The organism is Rhizobium sp. Leaf341 (assembly GCF_001424325.1).
Taxonomy (GTDB): Bacteria; Pseudomonadota; Alphaproteobacteria; order Rhizobiales; family Rhizobiaceae; genus Ferranicluibacter.
Map to the genome: position 1 here is coordinate 1,108,999 of NZ_LMPE01000003.1, position 15,034 is coordinate 1,124,032.

The 15,034-nt window shown below is 61.9% G+C and carries 17 protein-coding genes and 1 tRNA gene; 8 read left to right on the forward strand and 10 right to left on the reverse strand.

Translation table 11 applies throughout. The annotated features are described in order from the left end of the window. From ASG03_RS06805 to ASG03_RS06815, 3 genes are read right to left on the reverse strand one after another with little or no spacing between them, the layout of a single operon-like run. Positions 1–972, reverse strand: a complete 972-nt coding sequence (locus ASG03_RS06805) for an ABC transporter permease (protein WP_062692973.1) — start codon at positions 970–972, stop codon at positions 1–3. Positions 973–975: 3 nt separating this feature from the next. Continuing rightward, positions 976–2,106, reverse strand: coding sequence for an ABC transporter permease (locus ASG03_RS06810; RefSeq protein WP_062471599.1), 1,131 nt, complete (start codon positions 2,104–2,106; stop codon positions 976–978). After that, a complete protein-coding gene (locus ASG03_RS06815) occupies positions 2,103–3,638 on the reverse strand; it encodes an ABC transporter ATP-binding protein (RefSeq protein WP_062471602.1) in 1,536 nt (511 codons plus the stop codon). The genes ASG03_RS06810 and ASG03_RS06815 overlap by 4 nt, the downstream gene beginning before the upstream one ends. A 297-nt stretch (positions 3,639–3,935) precedes the next feature. Between ASG03_RS06815 and ASG03_RS06820 the strand changes: the two genes are divergently transcribed. Continuing rightward, positions 3,936–4,145: a SlyX family protein gene (locus tag ASG03_RS06820; protein WP_062472439.1), complete on the forward strand. Its 210-nt coding sequence runs from the start codon at positions 3,936–3,938 to the stop codon at positions 4,143–4,145. Between the two features lie 66 nt (positions 4,146–4,211). Here ASG03_RS06820 and ASG03_RS06825 read toward each other — a convergent pair whose 3' ends face one another. The 3 genes from ASG03_RS06825 to ASG03_RS06835 all read right to left on the reverse strand — a co-directional run bounded on the left by ASG03_RS06825 (position 4,212) and on the right by ASG03_RS06835 (position 6,891). Then, positions 4,212–5,204, reverse strand: a complete 993-nt coding sequence (locus ASG03_RS06825; RefSeq protein WP_062471607.1) for a BMP family lipoprotein — start codon at positions 5,202–5,204, stop codon at positions 4,212–4,214. Between the two features lie 471 nt (positions 5,205–5,675). Continuing rightward, complete coding sequence (msrA, locus tag ASG03_RS06830; protein WP_062471611.1) at positions 5,676–6,332, reverse strand: peptide-methionine (S)-S-oxide reductase MsrA; 657 nt, start codon at positions 6,330–6,332, stop codon at positions 5,676–5,678. 247 nt (positions 6,333–6,579) lie between these two features. Continuing rightward, the gene (locus ASG03_RS06835; protein ID WP_062471614.1) at positions 6,580–6,891 is read right to left on the reverse strand and encodes a hypothetical protein; all 312 of its coding nucleotides are present in this window, start codon (positions 6,889–6,891) and stop codon (positions 6,580–6,582) included. 430 nt (positions 6,892–7,321) lie between these two features. On the opposite strand from ASG03_RS06835, the gene ASG03_RS06840 reads away from it, so the two are divergent. Both ASG03_RS06840 and ASG03_RS06845 read left to right on the forward strand, forming a co-directional pair. Then, a tRNA-Ser gene (locus ASG03_RS06840) sits at positions 7,322–7,411 on the forward strand. Between the two features lie 136 nt (positions 7,412–7,547). Then, positions 7,548–7,778, forward strand: a complete 231-nt coding sequence (locus ASG03_RS06845; RefSeq protein WP_062471617.1) for a hypothetical protein — start codon at positions 7,548–7,550, stop codon at positions 7,776–7,778. Positions 7,779–7,897: 119 nt separating this feature from the next. Here ASG03_RS06845 and ASG03_RS06850 read toward each other — a convergent pair whose 3' ends face one another. Then, positions 7,898–8,455 carry an NUDIX hydrolase gene (locus ASG03_RS06850; protein WP_062692974.1) on the reverse strand — a complete coding sequence of 186 codons (558 nt, stop codon included), beginning with the start codon at positions 8,453–8,455 and terminating at the stop codon, positions 7,898–7,900. Between the two features lie 91 nt (positions 8,456–8,546). Here ASG03_RS06850 and ASG03_RS06855 point away from each other — a divergent pair, with 91 nt between their 5' ends. Both ASG03_RS06855 and ASG03_RS06860 read left to right on the forward strand, forming a co-directional pair. Further along, positions 8,547–9,191 (forward strand): DUF47 domain-containing protein, encoded by a 645-nt coding sequence (locus ASG03_RS06855; protein ID WP_062471624.1) that lies wholly within the window; start codon positions 8,547–8,549, stop codon positions 9,189–9,191. After that, positions 9,191–10,195, forward strand: a complete 1,005-nt coding sequence (locus tag ASG03_RS06860) for an inorganic phosphate transporter (RefSeq protein WP_062471627.1) — start codon at positions 9,191–9,193, stop codon at positions 10,193–10,195. Before ASG03_RS06855 ends, ASG03_RS06860 begins: the two co-directional genes overlap by 1 nt. A gap of 63 nt (positions 10,196–10,258) precedes the next feature. Here the strand turns inward: ASG03_RS06860 and ASG03_RS06865 are convergent, their stop codons facing one another. After that, positions 10,259–11,194, reverse strand: coding sequence for a GGDEF domain-containing protein (locus tag ASG03_RS06865; RefSeq protein ID WP_062693086.1), 936 nt, complete (start codon positions 11,192–11,194; stop codon positions 10,259–10,261). A 268-nt stretch (positions 11,195–11,462) separates the two neighbouring features. Here ASG03_RS06865 and ASG03_RS06870 point away from each other — a divergent pair, with 268 nt between their 5' ends. Both ASG03_RS06870 and ASG03_RS06875 read left to right on the forward strand, forming a co-directional pair. Further along, positions 11,463–11,705: a DUF6894 family protein gene (locus ASG03_RS06870; RefSeq protein ID WP_062471630.1), complete on the forward strand. Its 243-nt coding sequence runs from the start codon at positions 11,463–11,465 to the stop codon at positions 11,703–11,705. Between the two features lie 174 nt (positions 11,706–11,879). After that, positions 11,880–12,563: a Crp/Fnr family transcriptional regulator gene (locus ASG03_RS06875; protein WP_062471633.1), complete on the forward strand. Its 684-nt coding sequence runs from the start codon at positions 11,880–11,882 to the stop codon at positions 12,561–12,563. A 19-nt stretch (positions 12,564–12,582) separates the two neighbouring features. On the opposite strand, the gene ASG03_RS06880 is transcribed toward ASG03_RS06875, so the two are convergent. Continuing rightward, positions 12,583–13,374 carry an EAL domain-containing protein gene (locus ASG03_RS06880; RefSeq protein WP_062471635.1) on the reverse strand — a complete coding sequence of 264 codons (792 nt, stop codon included), beginning with the start codon at positions 13,372–13,374 and terminating at the stop codon, positions 12,583–12,585. A 196-nt stretch (positions 13,375–13,570) separates the two neighbouring features. Between ASG03_RS06880 and ASG03_RS21770 the strand changes: the two genes are divergently transcribed. Then, positions 13,571–13,729, forward strand: a complete 159-nt coding sequence (locus tag ASG03_RS21770) for a hypothetical protein (protein ID WP_164490734.1) — start codon at positions 13,571–13,573, stop codon at positions 13,727–13,729. Between the two features lie 12 nt (positions 13,730–13,741). Here the strand turns inward: ASG03_RS21770 and rhaI are convergent, their stop codons facing one another. Further along, the gene (gene rhaI / locus ASG03_RS06885) at positions 13,742–15,034 is read right to left on the reverse strand and encodes an L-rhamnose catabolism isomerase (RefSeq protein WP_062692975.1); all 1,293 of its coding nucleotides are present in this window, start codon (positions 15,032–15,034) and stop codon (positions 13,742–13,744) included.

The window sequence follows — 15,034 nt, forward strand, 5'->3', positions numbered from 1 at the left end:
TCAGCGCTCCTTGACATAGGGTACCCCGCCGGCTTTGGGCGGCACGGCCTTGCCGATGAAACCGGCGAGAAGGATGACGGTGAGAATATAGGGCAGCGCCTGCATGAGCTGCACCGGGATCTGCCCGATCAACGGAAGCGGATTGCCCTGCAGGCGAATGGCCAGCGCATCGAGGAAACCGAAGAGCAGGCAGGCGAGCATGACGTTGAGCGGCTTCCATTTTGCAAAGATCAGCGCGGCAAGCGCGATGTAGCCCTTGCCCGCCGTCATGCCCTTGACGAAGCCGGCCGTCATGGCGAGCGACAGATAGGCCCCGCCGAGACCCGCAAGAATGCCGCAGCAGATGACAGCGCGGTATCGCATCCAGACGACCGAAATGCCGGCCGTATCCACGGCACCCGGATTTTCGCCGACGGCGCGCAGCCGCAGGCCGAATCGGGTCCGATAGAGGATCCACCAGGTGATCGGGACCATGGCGAAGGCGAGATAGGTCAGGAAGAAATGGCCGGAGATCAGGTCCGCATAGATCGGACCGATGACGGGAACGGGGCGGATCTCGTCGGCGAAGGGAAACGTGAGGGTGGCGAAACGCGCATCGCCCGCCAGCGCCGGGGTACGGCCCCCCTGGCGGAACCATGCTTCGCCGAGAATGATGGTGGAGCCGAAGACGATGAAGTTGATGGCAACGCCCGAGACGATCTGGCTGCCGCGCTGGGTAATCGATGCATAGCCATGCACCAGCGACAGAAGCACGGAAATAAGGATCGCAGCCAGCAGACCGGCCCAGACCGAGCCTGTGACCGCGGCGACGGCGCCGGCGGCGAAGGCCGCACCCAGCATCTTGCCCTCGAGCCCGATGTCGAAGACGCCCGCCCGTTCGGTGAACAGGCCACCCAAGGCTGCGAAGATGAGGGGCACGGAGACGCGGATGGTTGATTCCAGCACCGTCACCAGCATGTGAAAGACATCCATGGATCAGGCTCCCTTGGTGGCGGCAGCCGACCGGCGGCTGGCGACAGAGGCGAAGATCTGCCCGATCGCCGGGCGGAACATGTTTTCGAGCGCACCGGCGAAGAGAATGACGAGGCCCTGGATGATGACGATCATGTCGCGCGAGATCGTCGGCATCTCGAAGGCGATCTCTGCGCCGCCCTGATAGAGCATGCCGAAGAGGATGGCGGCGGGAATGATGCCGGCCGGGTGCGAGCGCCCCATGAGGGCGACGGCGATGCCGACGAAGCCCGCGCCCTGCACGAAATCGAGCTGCATGCGGAACTGCTCGCCCATGATCGGGTTCAGCGCCATCATGCCGCACAAGGCGCCCGAAATCATCATGGCGATAACGGTGATGCGGGCATCCTTGATGCCGGCATAGCGCGCGGCAGAGGGGCTGTGACCCATGACGCGCATCTCGTAGCCAAGCCGCGTGCGCCAGATGAGGAGCCAGCAGCCAAAGGCGGCCAGAAGCGCCAGCAGGAAGGACACGTTGAACGGGGCATTGCCGATGTCGAGGCCGAAGAGGCCAAGCAGCCAGTCAAGTTTCGGCAACTGCCCGCCCGCCTCGAAGGTGCGCGTCTGCGGGGCCATGGAGCCAAGCGGCTTGAGAACACGGGTCAAGAGGTAGACCATCAGGCTCGAAGCGATGAAATTGAACATGATGGTGGTAATGACGATGTGGCTGCCGCGCTTGGCCTGCAGCCAGCCGGGCAGGAAGGCCCACATGGCACCGAAGGCTGCGGACCCCAGGATCGCCAAGGGGAAGACGACGTACCAGGGCATGATGCGATCGAGCCAGAGGCAGACAAGCGCTACGCCGATGCCGCCCACATAAGCCTGACCTTCGCCGCCGATGTTGAAGAGGCCGGCATGGGAGGCGACGGCGACCGCAAGGCCGGTGAAGATGAAGGTCGTCGCATAATAGAGCGTGAAACCGATGTATTCGCCGCGACCGAAAGCGCCGTTGATCAGATGATAGGCGGCCTCCAGCGGATTTTCACCCACCAGGAGCACGACGAGGCCGGCAACGAGGAACGCGACGACGAGATTGATGAGCGGAATGAGCCCGTATTCGGCCCAGCCGGGCAATTTGGCGTAAGGGTTGCTCACTGCGCGGCCTCCATGCGGTTTTCGACGCCGGCCATCAACAGGCCGAGATCGCCCTCGCTGGCATCCGAGGTGCGCTCGCCGACAACGCGGCCGGCGAACATTACGAGGATACGGTCCGACAGAGCGCGGATTTCGTCCAGCTCCACCGAAACCAGAAGCACCGCCTTCCCCTGGTCGCGCATCTCGATGATCCGCTTGTGGATGAACTCGATGGCGCCAACATCGACGCCGCGCGTCGGCTGGCCGATAATCAGCACATCGGGATTGCGCTCCATCTCGCGGGCCAGCACGATTTTCTGCTGGTTGCCGCCGGAGAAGTTGGCCGTCTTTAGGCGCGGGTTTGGAGGGCGGATGTCGTATTGGGCGATCTTCTCTTCGGCATCTGCACGCATGGCGGCGATGTCGAGCAGCGCACCCTTCTTGTAGGCGGGATCGCGGTGATAGCCGAGGATGGCATTTTCGCTTTCCTCGAATTTCAGCACCAGTCCGACGTGATGGCGGTCTTCCGGTACGTGGGCAAGACCGCGAGTGCGCAGCTCGGCCGGGTCCGCAAGACCGGTGATGTCGACCGCGGAGCCGTTGAGCTCGACCGTTCCGCCGGTTGCGCGGCGGATGCCGGCGATGGCTTCGAGAAGTTCGGACTGGCCATTGCCCGCAACGCCTGCGATGCCGACGATCTCGCCGGCCCGGAGATCGAAGGACACATCGTCGACCATGGTGACGCCACGACCGTCGCGAACCGTCAGGTTGCGCACCGAAAGCTTGACGTCGCCCGGACGGGCCTCGCCCTTTTCGACCCGCAGCAGCACGCGCCGCCCGACCATCAGCTCGGCAAGCTCCTCGACCGAGGTCTGGTCCGTCTGGCGCGTGGCGACCATTTCGCCGCGGCGCATGACGGACACCGCATCGGTAACGGCCATGATCTCGCGCAGCTTGTGGGTGATCAGAATGATCGTCTTGCCCTGATTCTTCAGCTGCTCGAGGATGCGGAACAGGTGGTCGGCCTCCGGAGGCGTCAGAACCCCGGTGGGCTCGTCGAGAATGAGGATGTCGGCCTTGCGGTAAAGCGCCTTCAGGATTTCCACGCGCTGCTGCAGGCCAACGGGCAGTTCCTCGATCACGGCGTCGGGATTGACCTCCAGCGCATATTCCTTTTCCAGCCGCTTCAGTTCGATGCGGGCCTTGGAAATGGAGGCGTTGAGGACCTGGCTGTCCTCGGCACCGAGCATGACGTTTTCGAGCACGGTGAAATTTTCGACCAGCATGAAGTGCTGGTGCACCATGCCGATCCCGCTCGCGATCGCCGCGTTCGGATCCTTGATCGTCAACACCTTGCCATCGACGAGGATCTCGCCGTGATCGGCCTGGTAGAAGCCGTAGAGAATCGACATCAACGTCGACTTGCCGGCGCCGTTTTCGCCGATGATCCCGTGGATCGTTCCCTTCCTGACCACCAGGTCGATATGTTTGTTGGCGTGGACAGGGCCGAAGCTCTTGTCGATGCCCCGAAGCTCAATCGCGATATCGCTCATGGCAGCCGCATCCCCGTTCCCGATACCCGTTGTCGGCAGGCCATGCCGCCGGGTGCTTGCTTGATCTGTCCGGCGACGCGCTTCAAGAAGAGCACGGAGCCTTGGGGTAACATCGCCAGCGGCAACTGCCACAGGCCTTTCGAAAGAGGTGCGCGAAAACACATCCTTATTTCGTCTTAACATTTTTCCGCACGGCGTCCCGCGCCGCAACCTGCCATACCAAAACCGCTGCGCACTTTCAGGCGGCATGCTCTATAACGACGAGACACGACCCGCTGCAAGAGGAAGAGGATGACCATGACGAGCACAGAGACGCGGATGACGACCCTCGAGGAAACGATCGCTCATCAGGCTCGCACGATCGAGGACTTGTCGCAGCAGCTTGCCGATCAATGGAAGATCGTGGACCAGGTTCGCACGAAACTCGACCGCCTGACCGAACGGTTCCTGACGCTGGAAGAGACCTCGCTAGAGGCTCCTGCCATCACCCGGCCACCGCATTACTGAGCCAGGATGGAGCGCGAAGGCGCTGCCGGCCACGAGGCCGCCAGCGCTCTCAAGTCCCGCAAGCCCTCAATAAGCGCAGGATTCATCCGTCATATAGTCGTGGACCTCGACCGTCCCGGCGATGATATCGGCCTTCGCCTTTTCGACAGCTGCCTGCATCTCCGGCGTGATCAGCGCCTTGTTGTTATCGTCGACGGCATAACCGACGCCGTCTTCCTTCAAGCCGAGATTGGAGATACCGGTCTTGAACGTATCGTTCTTGGCGCTCATGAAGCTGTCGTAGACGGCAACGTCGACACGCTTCAGCATGGAGGTCAGAACCTTGCCGGGCTGCATGCCGTTCTGGTTCGAATCGACGCCGATACCGAGCTTGCCCGCGTCTGCGGCTGCCTGGAGCACGCCGACACCGGTACCGCCGGCAGCGTGGTAGACAACATCCGAGCCCTGGTCGAACTGCGACTTAGCAATTTCGCCGCCCTTGACCGGATCGTTCCAGGCTTCCGGCGTGGTGCCGGTGTAGGCTTCGAGAACCTTGACGTCAGAGCCCGTGGACTTGGCACCGCCGATATAGCCGCAGGCGAACTTGTGGATCAGCGGAATATCCATGCCGCCGATGAAGGACACGGTCTTCGACTTCGACGCCAGTCCTGCGAGAACGCCAACGAGATAGGAGCCTTCCTGCTCCTTGAAGACGACCGACTTGACGTTCGGCTTGTCGACAACCATGTCGATGATGGCGAATTTGGTGTCCGGATATTCGGCGGATACCTTTTCGAGAGCGGCGGCCCAGGAAAAGCCAGCCATGACAATCGGATTGTTGCCGTCACCGGCGAAGCGGCGAAGTGCCTGCTCGCGCTGCGCATCGTTGGCGATTTCGAACTCGCGATAGGCAATGCCGGTTTCGGCCTTGAACTTCTCGGCGCCGTTGAAGGCGGATTCGTTGAAGGACTTATCGAACTTGCCGCCGAGGTCGTAGATGACCGCAGGCTTGATGTCAGCGGCCAGCGCCGTGGCCGACATCATCGAAAAGGCAAAGAGACCGAGGAGGGTTTTCTTCATTGTGCAGCCCTGTTTGTTACCATGTGTTTTCTGGGTCCTCCCGCACGCTTCTCTTGTGTCGGAAGCATGTCTGCGGAACCGGCCGCGCGGATGAGCGGGCTTGGTTGAGATGTATCCTTGCATGGGCCTTTGGAAAATACACCCGAAATTTTTCAACTGGTAAAAAATAGACCGACGCTCGTCGACCCGGTTTGAGGCTGGATCGTGGACCGTGGGGACGCCCGTGAGAGGCCGCTGCGCCGTTGCCCAGCGACCTCCGAATTCGATCAAATTGCAGTCCTGAAGGGGTTTTCGAGCCTCACCGTTGCGGTGCGTTGCAAGGATCTCACCGTCGTGTTTCCTGCAACACAGCCTTCGATTGGAAGGCAGGAGGTGCCAGCCTGAGATCACGGGCCTAAGAGCATGGGCCTGAGATCACGGGCCTCAAGTTCGGCGGCCTCGCGTTCGGCTCCCCCTGCATTCCGGTCGCGACTACAAGGCGGGCACCGGGCAGGTCACGCCGGTTCCCCGCAGACCGCAATAGCCGTTCGGGTTCTTGGCGAGATACTGCTGGTGTTCGGGCTCTGCAAAGTAGAAGGTATCGGCCATCGCGATTTCGGTGGTGATCGCCTCCCGGTGGCCAGCCTTCTTCAGCTGCGCCTGGTACGCATCGCGTGCGGTCTTTGCCTCGGCGAGCTGCGCCTCGTCTCGAACATAGATGGCGGACCGGTAGGTCGTGCCGACATCGTTGCCCTGACGCATGCCCTGTGTCGGGTCATGTTCTTCAAAGAAGACCTTCAGGATCTCGCCGAAAGAGACCACCTTGGGGTCGTAGACGACCAGAACGACTTCCGTATGCCCCGTCAGCCCGGTCGTCGTCTCTTGATAGGTCGGGTTTTTGGTAAAGCCGCCGGAATAGCCCACGGCGGTCACATAGACGCCCGGGAGCTGCCACATCAGGCGCTCGGCGCCCCAGAAGCAGCCCATACCGAGAAAGACGGTTTTCATTCCTTCGGGATAAGGACCTTTCAAAGGCTGCCCGTTGACGGCGTGGTGCGTCGCGGTGGGCAAGGGCGTTTCGCGCCCCGGAAGCGCGTTGTGGGGCTCGGGCATGGTGGTCTTCTTGCTGAAAAGTTCGGTCAGAAACATGGTGCTCGTCTCCATTCAGAGGGATCGTTCAATCATCCAAGGATCACGTCATGGGCAGGAACGGGGTTCCTGCCCGGCATAGGCGTCGTCCGGGCGTTCCGGCAGACGACTCATGTTCGTTTCGGCGCCGGTGTCCGTCGCCGTCCTGCTCGCCTTGCGCTGCGCTGCACGTCTGTCCATGCCGGATCGCAGGGCCTGCATGAGGACGGTGGCAAACCGTCTCAGGCCAGTCGGCGCTTGCGCGCCCTCAGGCCAGTCGGCGCTTGCGCGCCCGGCGATAGCCGCCCATCCACAACACCAACGACAGCCCCAGGAAGACCGCGAAGGCCGGCTGTTGCAGGCACCAGCGCAGGACGGGCTGAAACACGGCAAGGCTGCCGTCCGGTCGCTCCAGAGCCTCCACCACCTCCAGCCAGTAGGGACTGATCGAGGCGACCGCGATCCCGAGCGGCGTCATGACCACCGCGGTTTCCGCAACGGAGCGGATGGCATCCACCGTTCCCGCAACGATCGCGGCGATCAGTGCGAGACAACTGGCGAGCCTGAAGAGAATTGCCATGACCTTTTCCGCCTGCCTGCTTGCCGTCCAGATCCCGATACCCGCCAGATCCTAAATGCAAAGCCGCTCAGGTTCCCGCAAGAACAGCATACCGGGATCCGTCCTGCCCGACGACGCCTGAACGCGCTCCGGCGCGGCATTTCGGCCGTTCGGCGACGCATCCTTGCTTAAAGATAGGTTGCCGCCGCCGGAGCGCAATGGCAATCCGACCCCGGGCACCGCTCCGCGCATGGAGATGCGGTCGACGGAGACCGTGCAGCCTGTCGGAAAAATCTGTCAGATTTCGGTTGATCGCCGTGAGATCCTCGGTATATATCGCGCCGTTCGCAGGATTTCCCGGTATGGGTTTCGGCGAACCGTTGCACACGGTCGCGATCGCTCGCCATCCGCGCAACACGCTCATCGCACAAACCGGCGGTGACGATGTCAAGGACAGGTGGCCGAGTGGTTTAAGGCGCACGCCTGGAACGCGTGTGTACGTGAAAGCGTACCGAGGGTTCGAATCCCTCCCTGTCCGCCATCTTTCTGCTTCTCTTCCGCTGAAATCCCGATCGCTGTCGATCTTAATGGCGACATGCCATGTATCGGCAGTCTGCAGTATGGCGATTTGCCAAATCGTGTTATCGGACCGCTTTTTGAAGCAAGGGACAGAGCGTGTGAGCGAACAGACCGTAGCCGAGGTAACCGAGAAGATTTATGCATCGCTCCAGGCGGGGAATGCAGAGATCGACGAGCATATTGCAAGCCTCAAGGCGGCGCTTGCCCGGGAAGGCGCAACGGAGGCGGTGTTCGATCCTGCCAAGCTCGCACAGAACAACCGCTCGGGCCGCAAGACGATGCAGGCCTATTTCCGGCAACGCGGCGTCCGGGTGAGCTTCTCTGGCTGAGGACGACCGGAGAGGCGACGAGGACGCAAGGATGCGTTTTGCCTCTCCAGCGCCGGCCAGCATGACGGAAAGGCATGGCCGGCAAGGATGACCGGCGAGCAGGACCGGCAAGGCGCGCCTCAGGCGCTCTTGCGCCCGCCCGGGCGCGCCGGTTCCGCTTGGCGCGGCCCCTGCGGCTTGAACTCCACCAGGATCGATTTTAGCTCGATCTCGCGCACGCGGCGGGCCGCCTCGTCAGGCGACACCCAGGCAAGCACGCGTTCGCCACGCTCCTTGAAATCATCGCTGACGCTCTTGACCTCGATTTGGAAGAGGTCGACGATGCAGGGCGCCACATCGCCATCGTCGAGCCATTTCAAATAGGTGTAGCGGCCAACCGGTTTCTTGCGCGTATGACCGCGGACACCCGCTTCCTGCCAAGCCTCGATCGCGGCTGCGCGATAGGGCTTCTTCTTTTTCATCGGCCAGCCCTTGGGAATGACCCAGCGCCGGCTCTCCCGAGTCGTGATCACGAGAATCTCGATCTCGTCGCCACGCCCGATATAGCGGAAACAGACGGCACCATATTGCTGACGAAAGGCGCCCTGGAACAGCTTCGCCGGCATGGTCGCCAGTTGCTGCAACAGATGACCGGCCTGGTTCGTCTGCTTCTTCGTAACCTTTTTCAAAAGTTTCATGCCGTCAAATCGACGCTCTGCGTTGCTAGAAGGTGCCGATACCATTTATGACAGTTTTGTGACACTGACATAATGGTGCAGGCCGACTGACATGATGAGCATATTCCGAAAGCTGATGCCCCGCGAAGACAAGTTCTTCGATCTGTTCGCCGAACATTCGCGCCTGGTGGTAGAGGCGGCCGGCGCTCTCGGTGACCTGCTCAACGGAATCGAGCTCGAACAGAACTGCGCGCGCATCGTGGCCCTCGAGGACCGGGCGGATGCCATCACGCGCGACGTGCTTCTGGCCGTGCGCCGCAGCTTTATCACCCCGTTCGATCGCAGCGACATCCAGGATCTGATCCAGTCGATGGATGATGCCATCGACATGATGCACAAAACGGTGAAAACCATCCGGCTGTTCGAGCAGACGGAATTCGACCCCGTGATGCGGGAGATGGGCGGCGAGATCATCAAGGCCGCAAACCTCATTGCCCAGGCCATCCCCCTGCTTGACAAGGTCGGCGCCAACGCACAGCGACTGAGCGTGATCGCCGAAGATGTCACGCGGGTCGAAGGCCGATCCGACGAGCTGCATGAACTGGGTCTCAAGGATCTGTTCCGCCGTCATGGAACGGCCGGCAATGCGATGGCCTATATGATCGGCGCCGAGATCTACGGCGAGCTGGAGAAGGTGGTCGACCGGTTCGAGGACGTTGCCGACGAGATCAGCGGCATCGTGATCGAGAACGTCTGATGGACGCTTCGCTGGCTTTTCCGCTGCTGGTCGGCCTGATCGCGATCGCCCTGTTCTTCGATTTCCTGAACGGGCTTCACGATGCTGCCAACTCCATTGCGACCATCGTTTCGACGCGCGTGCTGCGCCCGCAATATGCCGTTCTCTGGGCCGCATTCTTCAATTTCATCGCCTTCCTGTTCTTCGGCCTGCATGTCGCGGAAACGCTCGGCACCGGCATCATCGATCCCGCGATCGTCTCGCCGCTGGTCATCTTCGCCGCGCTGATGGGCGCCATCGTGTGGAACATCATTACCTGGATCTTCGGTATTCCTTCGAGCTCCTCGCATGCGCTGGTCGGCGGGCTGGTCGGTGCGGGCCTGAGCAAGGTCGGCTTCTCGTCGATCGTGTGGAGCGGCCTCGGCAAGACGGTGGGCGCCATCTTCCTGTCGCCGGCCATCGGCTTCTTCCTGGCGCTGGTGCTGGTTCTCGCCGTGTCCTGGACCTTCGTGCGCCACACGCCCTTCGCCGTTGACCGCACCTTTCGCGTCATGCAGTTCATCTCGGCCTCGCTTTATTCGCTCGGTCACGGCGGTAACGATGCGCAAAAGACGATGGGCATCATCGCCGTGCTGCTGTTCAGCCAGGGCTATCTCGGATCGAACTTCTACGTGCCGTTCTGGGTCGTCATCACCTGTCAGTCGGCCATGGCGCTCGGCACCCTGCTCGGCGGCTGGCGCATCGTTCACACCATGGGCTCGAAGATCACGCGGCTGAACCCGATGCAGGGTTTCTGCGCGGAAACGGGCGGCGCACTGACGCTGTTCGGCGCGACCTGGCTCGGCATTCCCGTCTCGACCACCCACACCATCACGGGCGCGATCATCGGCGTGGGCGCTGCCCGCCGCGTTTCGGCCGTTCGCTGGGGGCTTGCAGGCAACATCGTCATCGCCTGGATCGTCACCATGCCGGCGGCAGCCCTGATTGCGGCGGCATTCTACGGACTGGGTCTGCTCTTCTCCTAGAACCGGGAACGGTCGGTCGTGAGATCGACATCCGCAAGAAGGCGCACGGCGCTGCTCAAACCCTCATCCGGCCGCCCGGGGCCCGTCCACATCGATGCCGATCTGGTCGCGACCCCGCATCTTTGCGGCATAGAGCGCCAGATCGGCACGCCGGTAAAGATCGGCCGGGTCGTCGCCTGCCCGTGCACTGGCAAGTCCGGCCGAGAACGTATAGCGAAAGCTCGCCTGCTCACGCACCGGGCGGGATTGGCGCACCTCGCCCAACATGCGGGAGAGAATCGCCTCGGCGTCCCACGTCGTTGTATTCGGCAGAACCAGGACGAACTCCTCGCCTCCGACACGGCCGAGAACGTCCGTCTTGCGCACGAGACGCTGGATCGTCTCGGCAAAATGCTTCAGTACGGCGTCGCCGATGCTGTGACCAAACCGGTCGTTGATATATTTGAAATTGTCGATGTCGAGAACGGCGATGCACCCCACCGACGCCATCTGCCCTGTCGGCGCCGCGGACGGGGCGGGTGTCGTCTTCACGAGAGCCTCGAGCTTCGACATCACGAAGCGGCGGCTGGCAATGCCGGTAAGGTCATCGGTTTGGGACACCTTGATTGCCATGTCGCGGGCCTGACGCAGTTCGCGCTCGTCCGGCCGCAACGACGTGATGTCGGATGCAACACACAGCATCCACCCGTCGGCATGCATGGTCTCCGTCATCCATAGCCAGCGACCGTCGTGAAGATCGGTCTCGAAGGCGCGAAAGCCGGTTTTTCCACGGCGGCCGAGAACGGAGCGAAGCCAGGCCTCGAAATCTTCTGCCGCAATGACGGTGCCGCGACGGGCGGCGAAGTTCCGCCGCATGAGATCGGGCCATAACGGACGCTCGTCATCGGCTATATGCCAGGCGGCGCAAAAAGCAGCGTTTGCAAAGCGCAGCCGATCATCCTGATCATAGACAGCAACCATGACATCGGTGCTGTCCATGAGTTGCGCCAGATGCAGCATGGCTTCATTTTCGACCAAGGCTTCCGCTCCTCACCGAGGGGTGAACATCCTGATTACAGCGCGCATATGAACAAAGGATCAAGCACGATCTGGAAATCCGGGCAAAGATCAGGCACCGAAACAAGGGGGGTGTTGGGCAGGCCACGGGCGTGAAAACGCCATGTTCACGCTTCGGTCAACCGCGCGCTTTGCTGGAACTTTCGACCACATCCCCGGTTGCGGGGGGCATCGGCGAGAGGCCGTTGCAGAACCGGGAGCCCGCGTGCGCATGCCAAGATATTACTTTCAGATCGTGGAGCGGAATGCCGTGCTGGACGATCTTGATGGTGCCGAGGTTGCCTCGCTGGACGATGCGCGGCGAGAAGCAGAGCGCGCGATCCGGGAGATCGCTGCAGAGCACCTGAAGATCGAACGCAAACTCGAGTTGACATCGATCCAGATCCGCGACGAGGCCGGGGACATCGTCGCATCGGTTACCTATGACGAGGCGATGGACGATATTTTGCCATGAGCAAGGGAACCGGAGCGGGGCAAAAAGATTGTTCCCGCCGAAACGCGCGCCTCCCGCAACCTCCGTACGGTCGCTGACCAATCGCTGCGTGCGTTTGCAGATCGGCACGCACTCTTGGTAATGCCACTCTCAATGCGCTGACTTTGCTTGTTTTTCGGAGACGTTAACATCTACATGAAGAATGGCCTTCTTGCTTCCCTGTCTTCGCCCGATCTCGATATCATGCTCGAGCAACTCGAGCAGGTCGATCTGGCGCATGGCCAGGTCCTCTACGAGCCTTTCGAAAAGATCTCCCACGCCTATTTCTTTCTCGGCGGTCTGTCCTCCGAGGTAATCCGGGATTCCAGCGGCCAACGGGTGGAAATCGGCTGCATTGGCCGGGAGGGGCTATCGGGCCTGCCACTTCTGCTCGGCATCGCCGAGGCGCCGCACCAGGCTTTCATGCAGATCGGAGGGCCAGCCCTGCGTGTCAGTGCAGAAGGGCTGGGCCGCGTGCTCAAGGAGCATCCTTCCATCCGCAGCGCGCTGATGAAATTCGTCCACACCTTCATGATGCAAGTCGCCTCAACGGCGCTTGCCGATGCGCGCTACACCATCAACGAACGGCTGGCGCGCTGGATCCTGATGGCCCATGATCGCGCCGGCGACGACGACCTGTCCCTGACCCATGATTTTCTCGCACTGATGCTCGGCGTGCGTCGCCCGAGCGTGACGACGGCGCTGCACATCCTGGAAGGCGACAATCTGATCCGATCCAGCCGCGGCACCGTCACCGTGCGCGACCGCCAGGGCCTGGAACGGCTCGCCGGAGGCTCCTACGGCTTTGCAGAGGCCGAGTACAAGCGCGTCATCGGGTGATGACGCGCGAGGTTCTGGATCAATGCGCGGTCCGCATCTGGGCGAACGCCGGTTGCCCGAGCGTCATCGATCCCGGCGCAGGCTGGGCAAGTGCCTCGAAGCTCGGGCGCGCGAAGAAATAGCCCTGCATCAACCGCACGCCGAGTTCTTCCAGCACGCGCGCCTCGCCTTCCGTCTCGATGCCCTCGCAGAGGGGCGTAACGCCGAGATCGTGCAGCATGGCCACGGTGTGACGGACGATGGTCTGGCGCGCCTTGTCGGTGTCGATATTGCGGATAAGGTCCATATCGAGCTTGGCAATATCCGGCTGAAACTTGGCCAGCAGCGCCAGACCTGCGTGCCCTGCGCCGAAATCGTCGATTGCCGTGCGAAAGCCCATCTGGCGATAGGTGTTCAGGATGTTGAGAAGATGCGCCGTGTCCAGGATCTCGCCCTCGGTGAATTCGAAGATGATGTTCTTCGGTGAGAATTTGGTTCGGGCGGCGGCGGCCAGCGTCAGTCGAATGCAGGCGCGCGGCTCGTAGACGGCATTGGGCAGGAAGTTGATCGACAGACCGACGTCGCTTTGCGCGCCGAAGAGGCGTGAAGCAAGTTCGATGGCCTTGACCCGGCACTGCTGGTCGAAGGCATAACGGTTCTCGGTATCGACGGCCGAAAGGACGGTGCCTGCGCCCTCGCCCGCGATACCGCGGACCAGCGCTTCATGCGCGAAGGTGGTCTTGGTCGCGACATCGACGATCGGCTGAAACGCCATGGAAAATGGTATGTGGAATTCGGCGCCGTCGCGACATCCCTGGCAGGTTGATGACATTGATCTTTCCCAACTTTGACGACCAGATAAGACGCGATGGATGTGAACGTCGTCTTAAAGCGCACAACCCAAACGCGGGGATCCGGTCGTCCGTACGCTTCCAGACCGAGGGTATCGGCCTGTGATCGGGGGATTCGGCAGGGAACCCCCGCCTCTCCTGCGGGTTGAGGACCCACAAGCGATAAAGGAAAATGCAATGGGAGAACGTCGGGCACCCGCCTTTCGAAGAATGACGACCTTCGTCATCACGCTGCTGCTTGCCGGCGCGGTGCTCGCCGGCGTTTATCTGTTCGTGTCGAGCCCCGGCGAAGTCCGGGACCAGCCGCCTGCAGGCGCTGGCCAACAGGCGCCCTGATCGATCGTCCGATCAGACGATGCCGCCGCTGCCGGCCCGCGCCGCCGGCCGTTCGGCGCCGATCCTCTGGCGGTATCCACTCGTGCGGTAAGCAGCAATCGGATTGATCGCCCCGCCGTCGCGGCGTCGCGCTTCTGCAAGGATCGCTTCCACATCCGTACGGAAGGCGCGCTTCAGCGTGTCGGACGCCATCAGGGCATCGTTTTCATCTTGATACCCATCCAGTGCCGCGCGATCGACAAGGAGGGCCTGCGCATAGGCGCGGCGGATCTCGTTGGCGCTGGACATCAGGCTCTCGATCGGATCGGTGACATTGTGCGACTGGTCGATCATGTGGGACGGGTTGAAGTCCCGGATCCCATGATGTTCTGCGTCAACGAGTTCGTTGAAGACCAGGAAGAGGCGATAGGGATCGACCGAGCCCGCATCGAGGTCATCATCGCCATATTTCGAATCGTTGAAGTGGAAGCCGCCGAGCTTCCCGAACTGGGTGAGCCGCGCGACGATCATTTCAATGTTGACGTTCGGAGCATGGTGGCCGAGATCGACCAGGCACTGGGCCTTCGGTCCGAGCGTCGAGGCGATGAGATAGCTCGTGCCCCAATCCTGGACGACCGTGGAATAGAACGCCGGCTCGTACATCTTGTGCTCGGAAAACAGGCGCCAGTCCTCCGGCAGAGCCGCGTAGATATCACCCATCGAAGCGAGATATCGCTCGAAGCTGCGGGTGAAGTGGCTCTGGCCCGGAAAATTCGAGCCGTCGCCGACCCAAACCGTCAGCGCCTTGGAGCCGATGGCACGGCCGATCTCGATGCATTCTAGATTGTGCTCGACCGCCTGAGTGCGGGTTCCCGCATCGGCATGGCTGAGCGAGCCGAACTTGTAGGACAGCGCCTGCCCTTCCGCATCCGAGAACGTGTTGGAGTTCATGGCATCGAAATGCAGCCCGTAGGCTTTCGCTGCCGCCTGCAATTCGGCCGGGTCGGCCTTGTCCCAAGGAATATGCAGGGACACGCCGGGCGTCGCGCGCGTCAGCTGATGGATGACGGCGCAATCGGCCAGCTTGTCGAAGATGCCGCGAGGCTCGCCGATCCCCGGGAAGCGGGCGAATCGTGTGCCTCCGGTTCCCACCCCCCAGGAAGGGACGGCGACGTGGAAGCGCGACACCTTCTCCGTCACGCTTTCGATGTCGATGCCCCGACGCGACAAATGTTCGCCGAGCGCCTGATAATCCGCAGTCTGCGCCGCGGCATGGCGTTCGTTATGCGCAGCGACCAGGTCGAGCGCGATACGGTGATCCGTCAT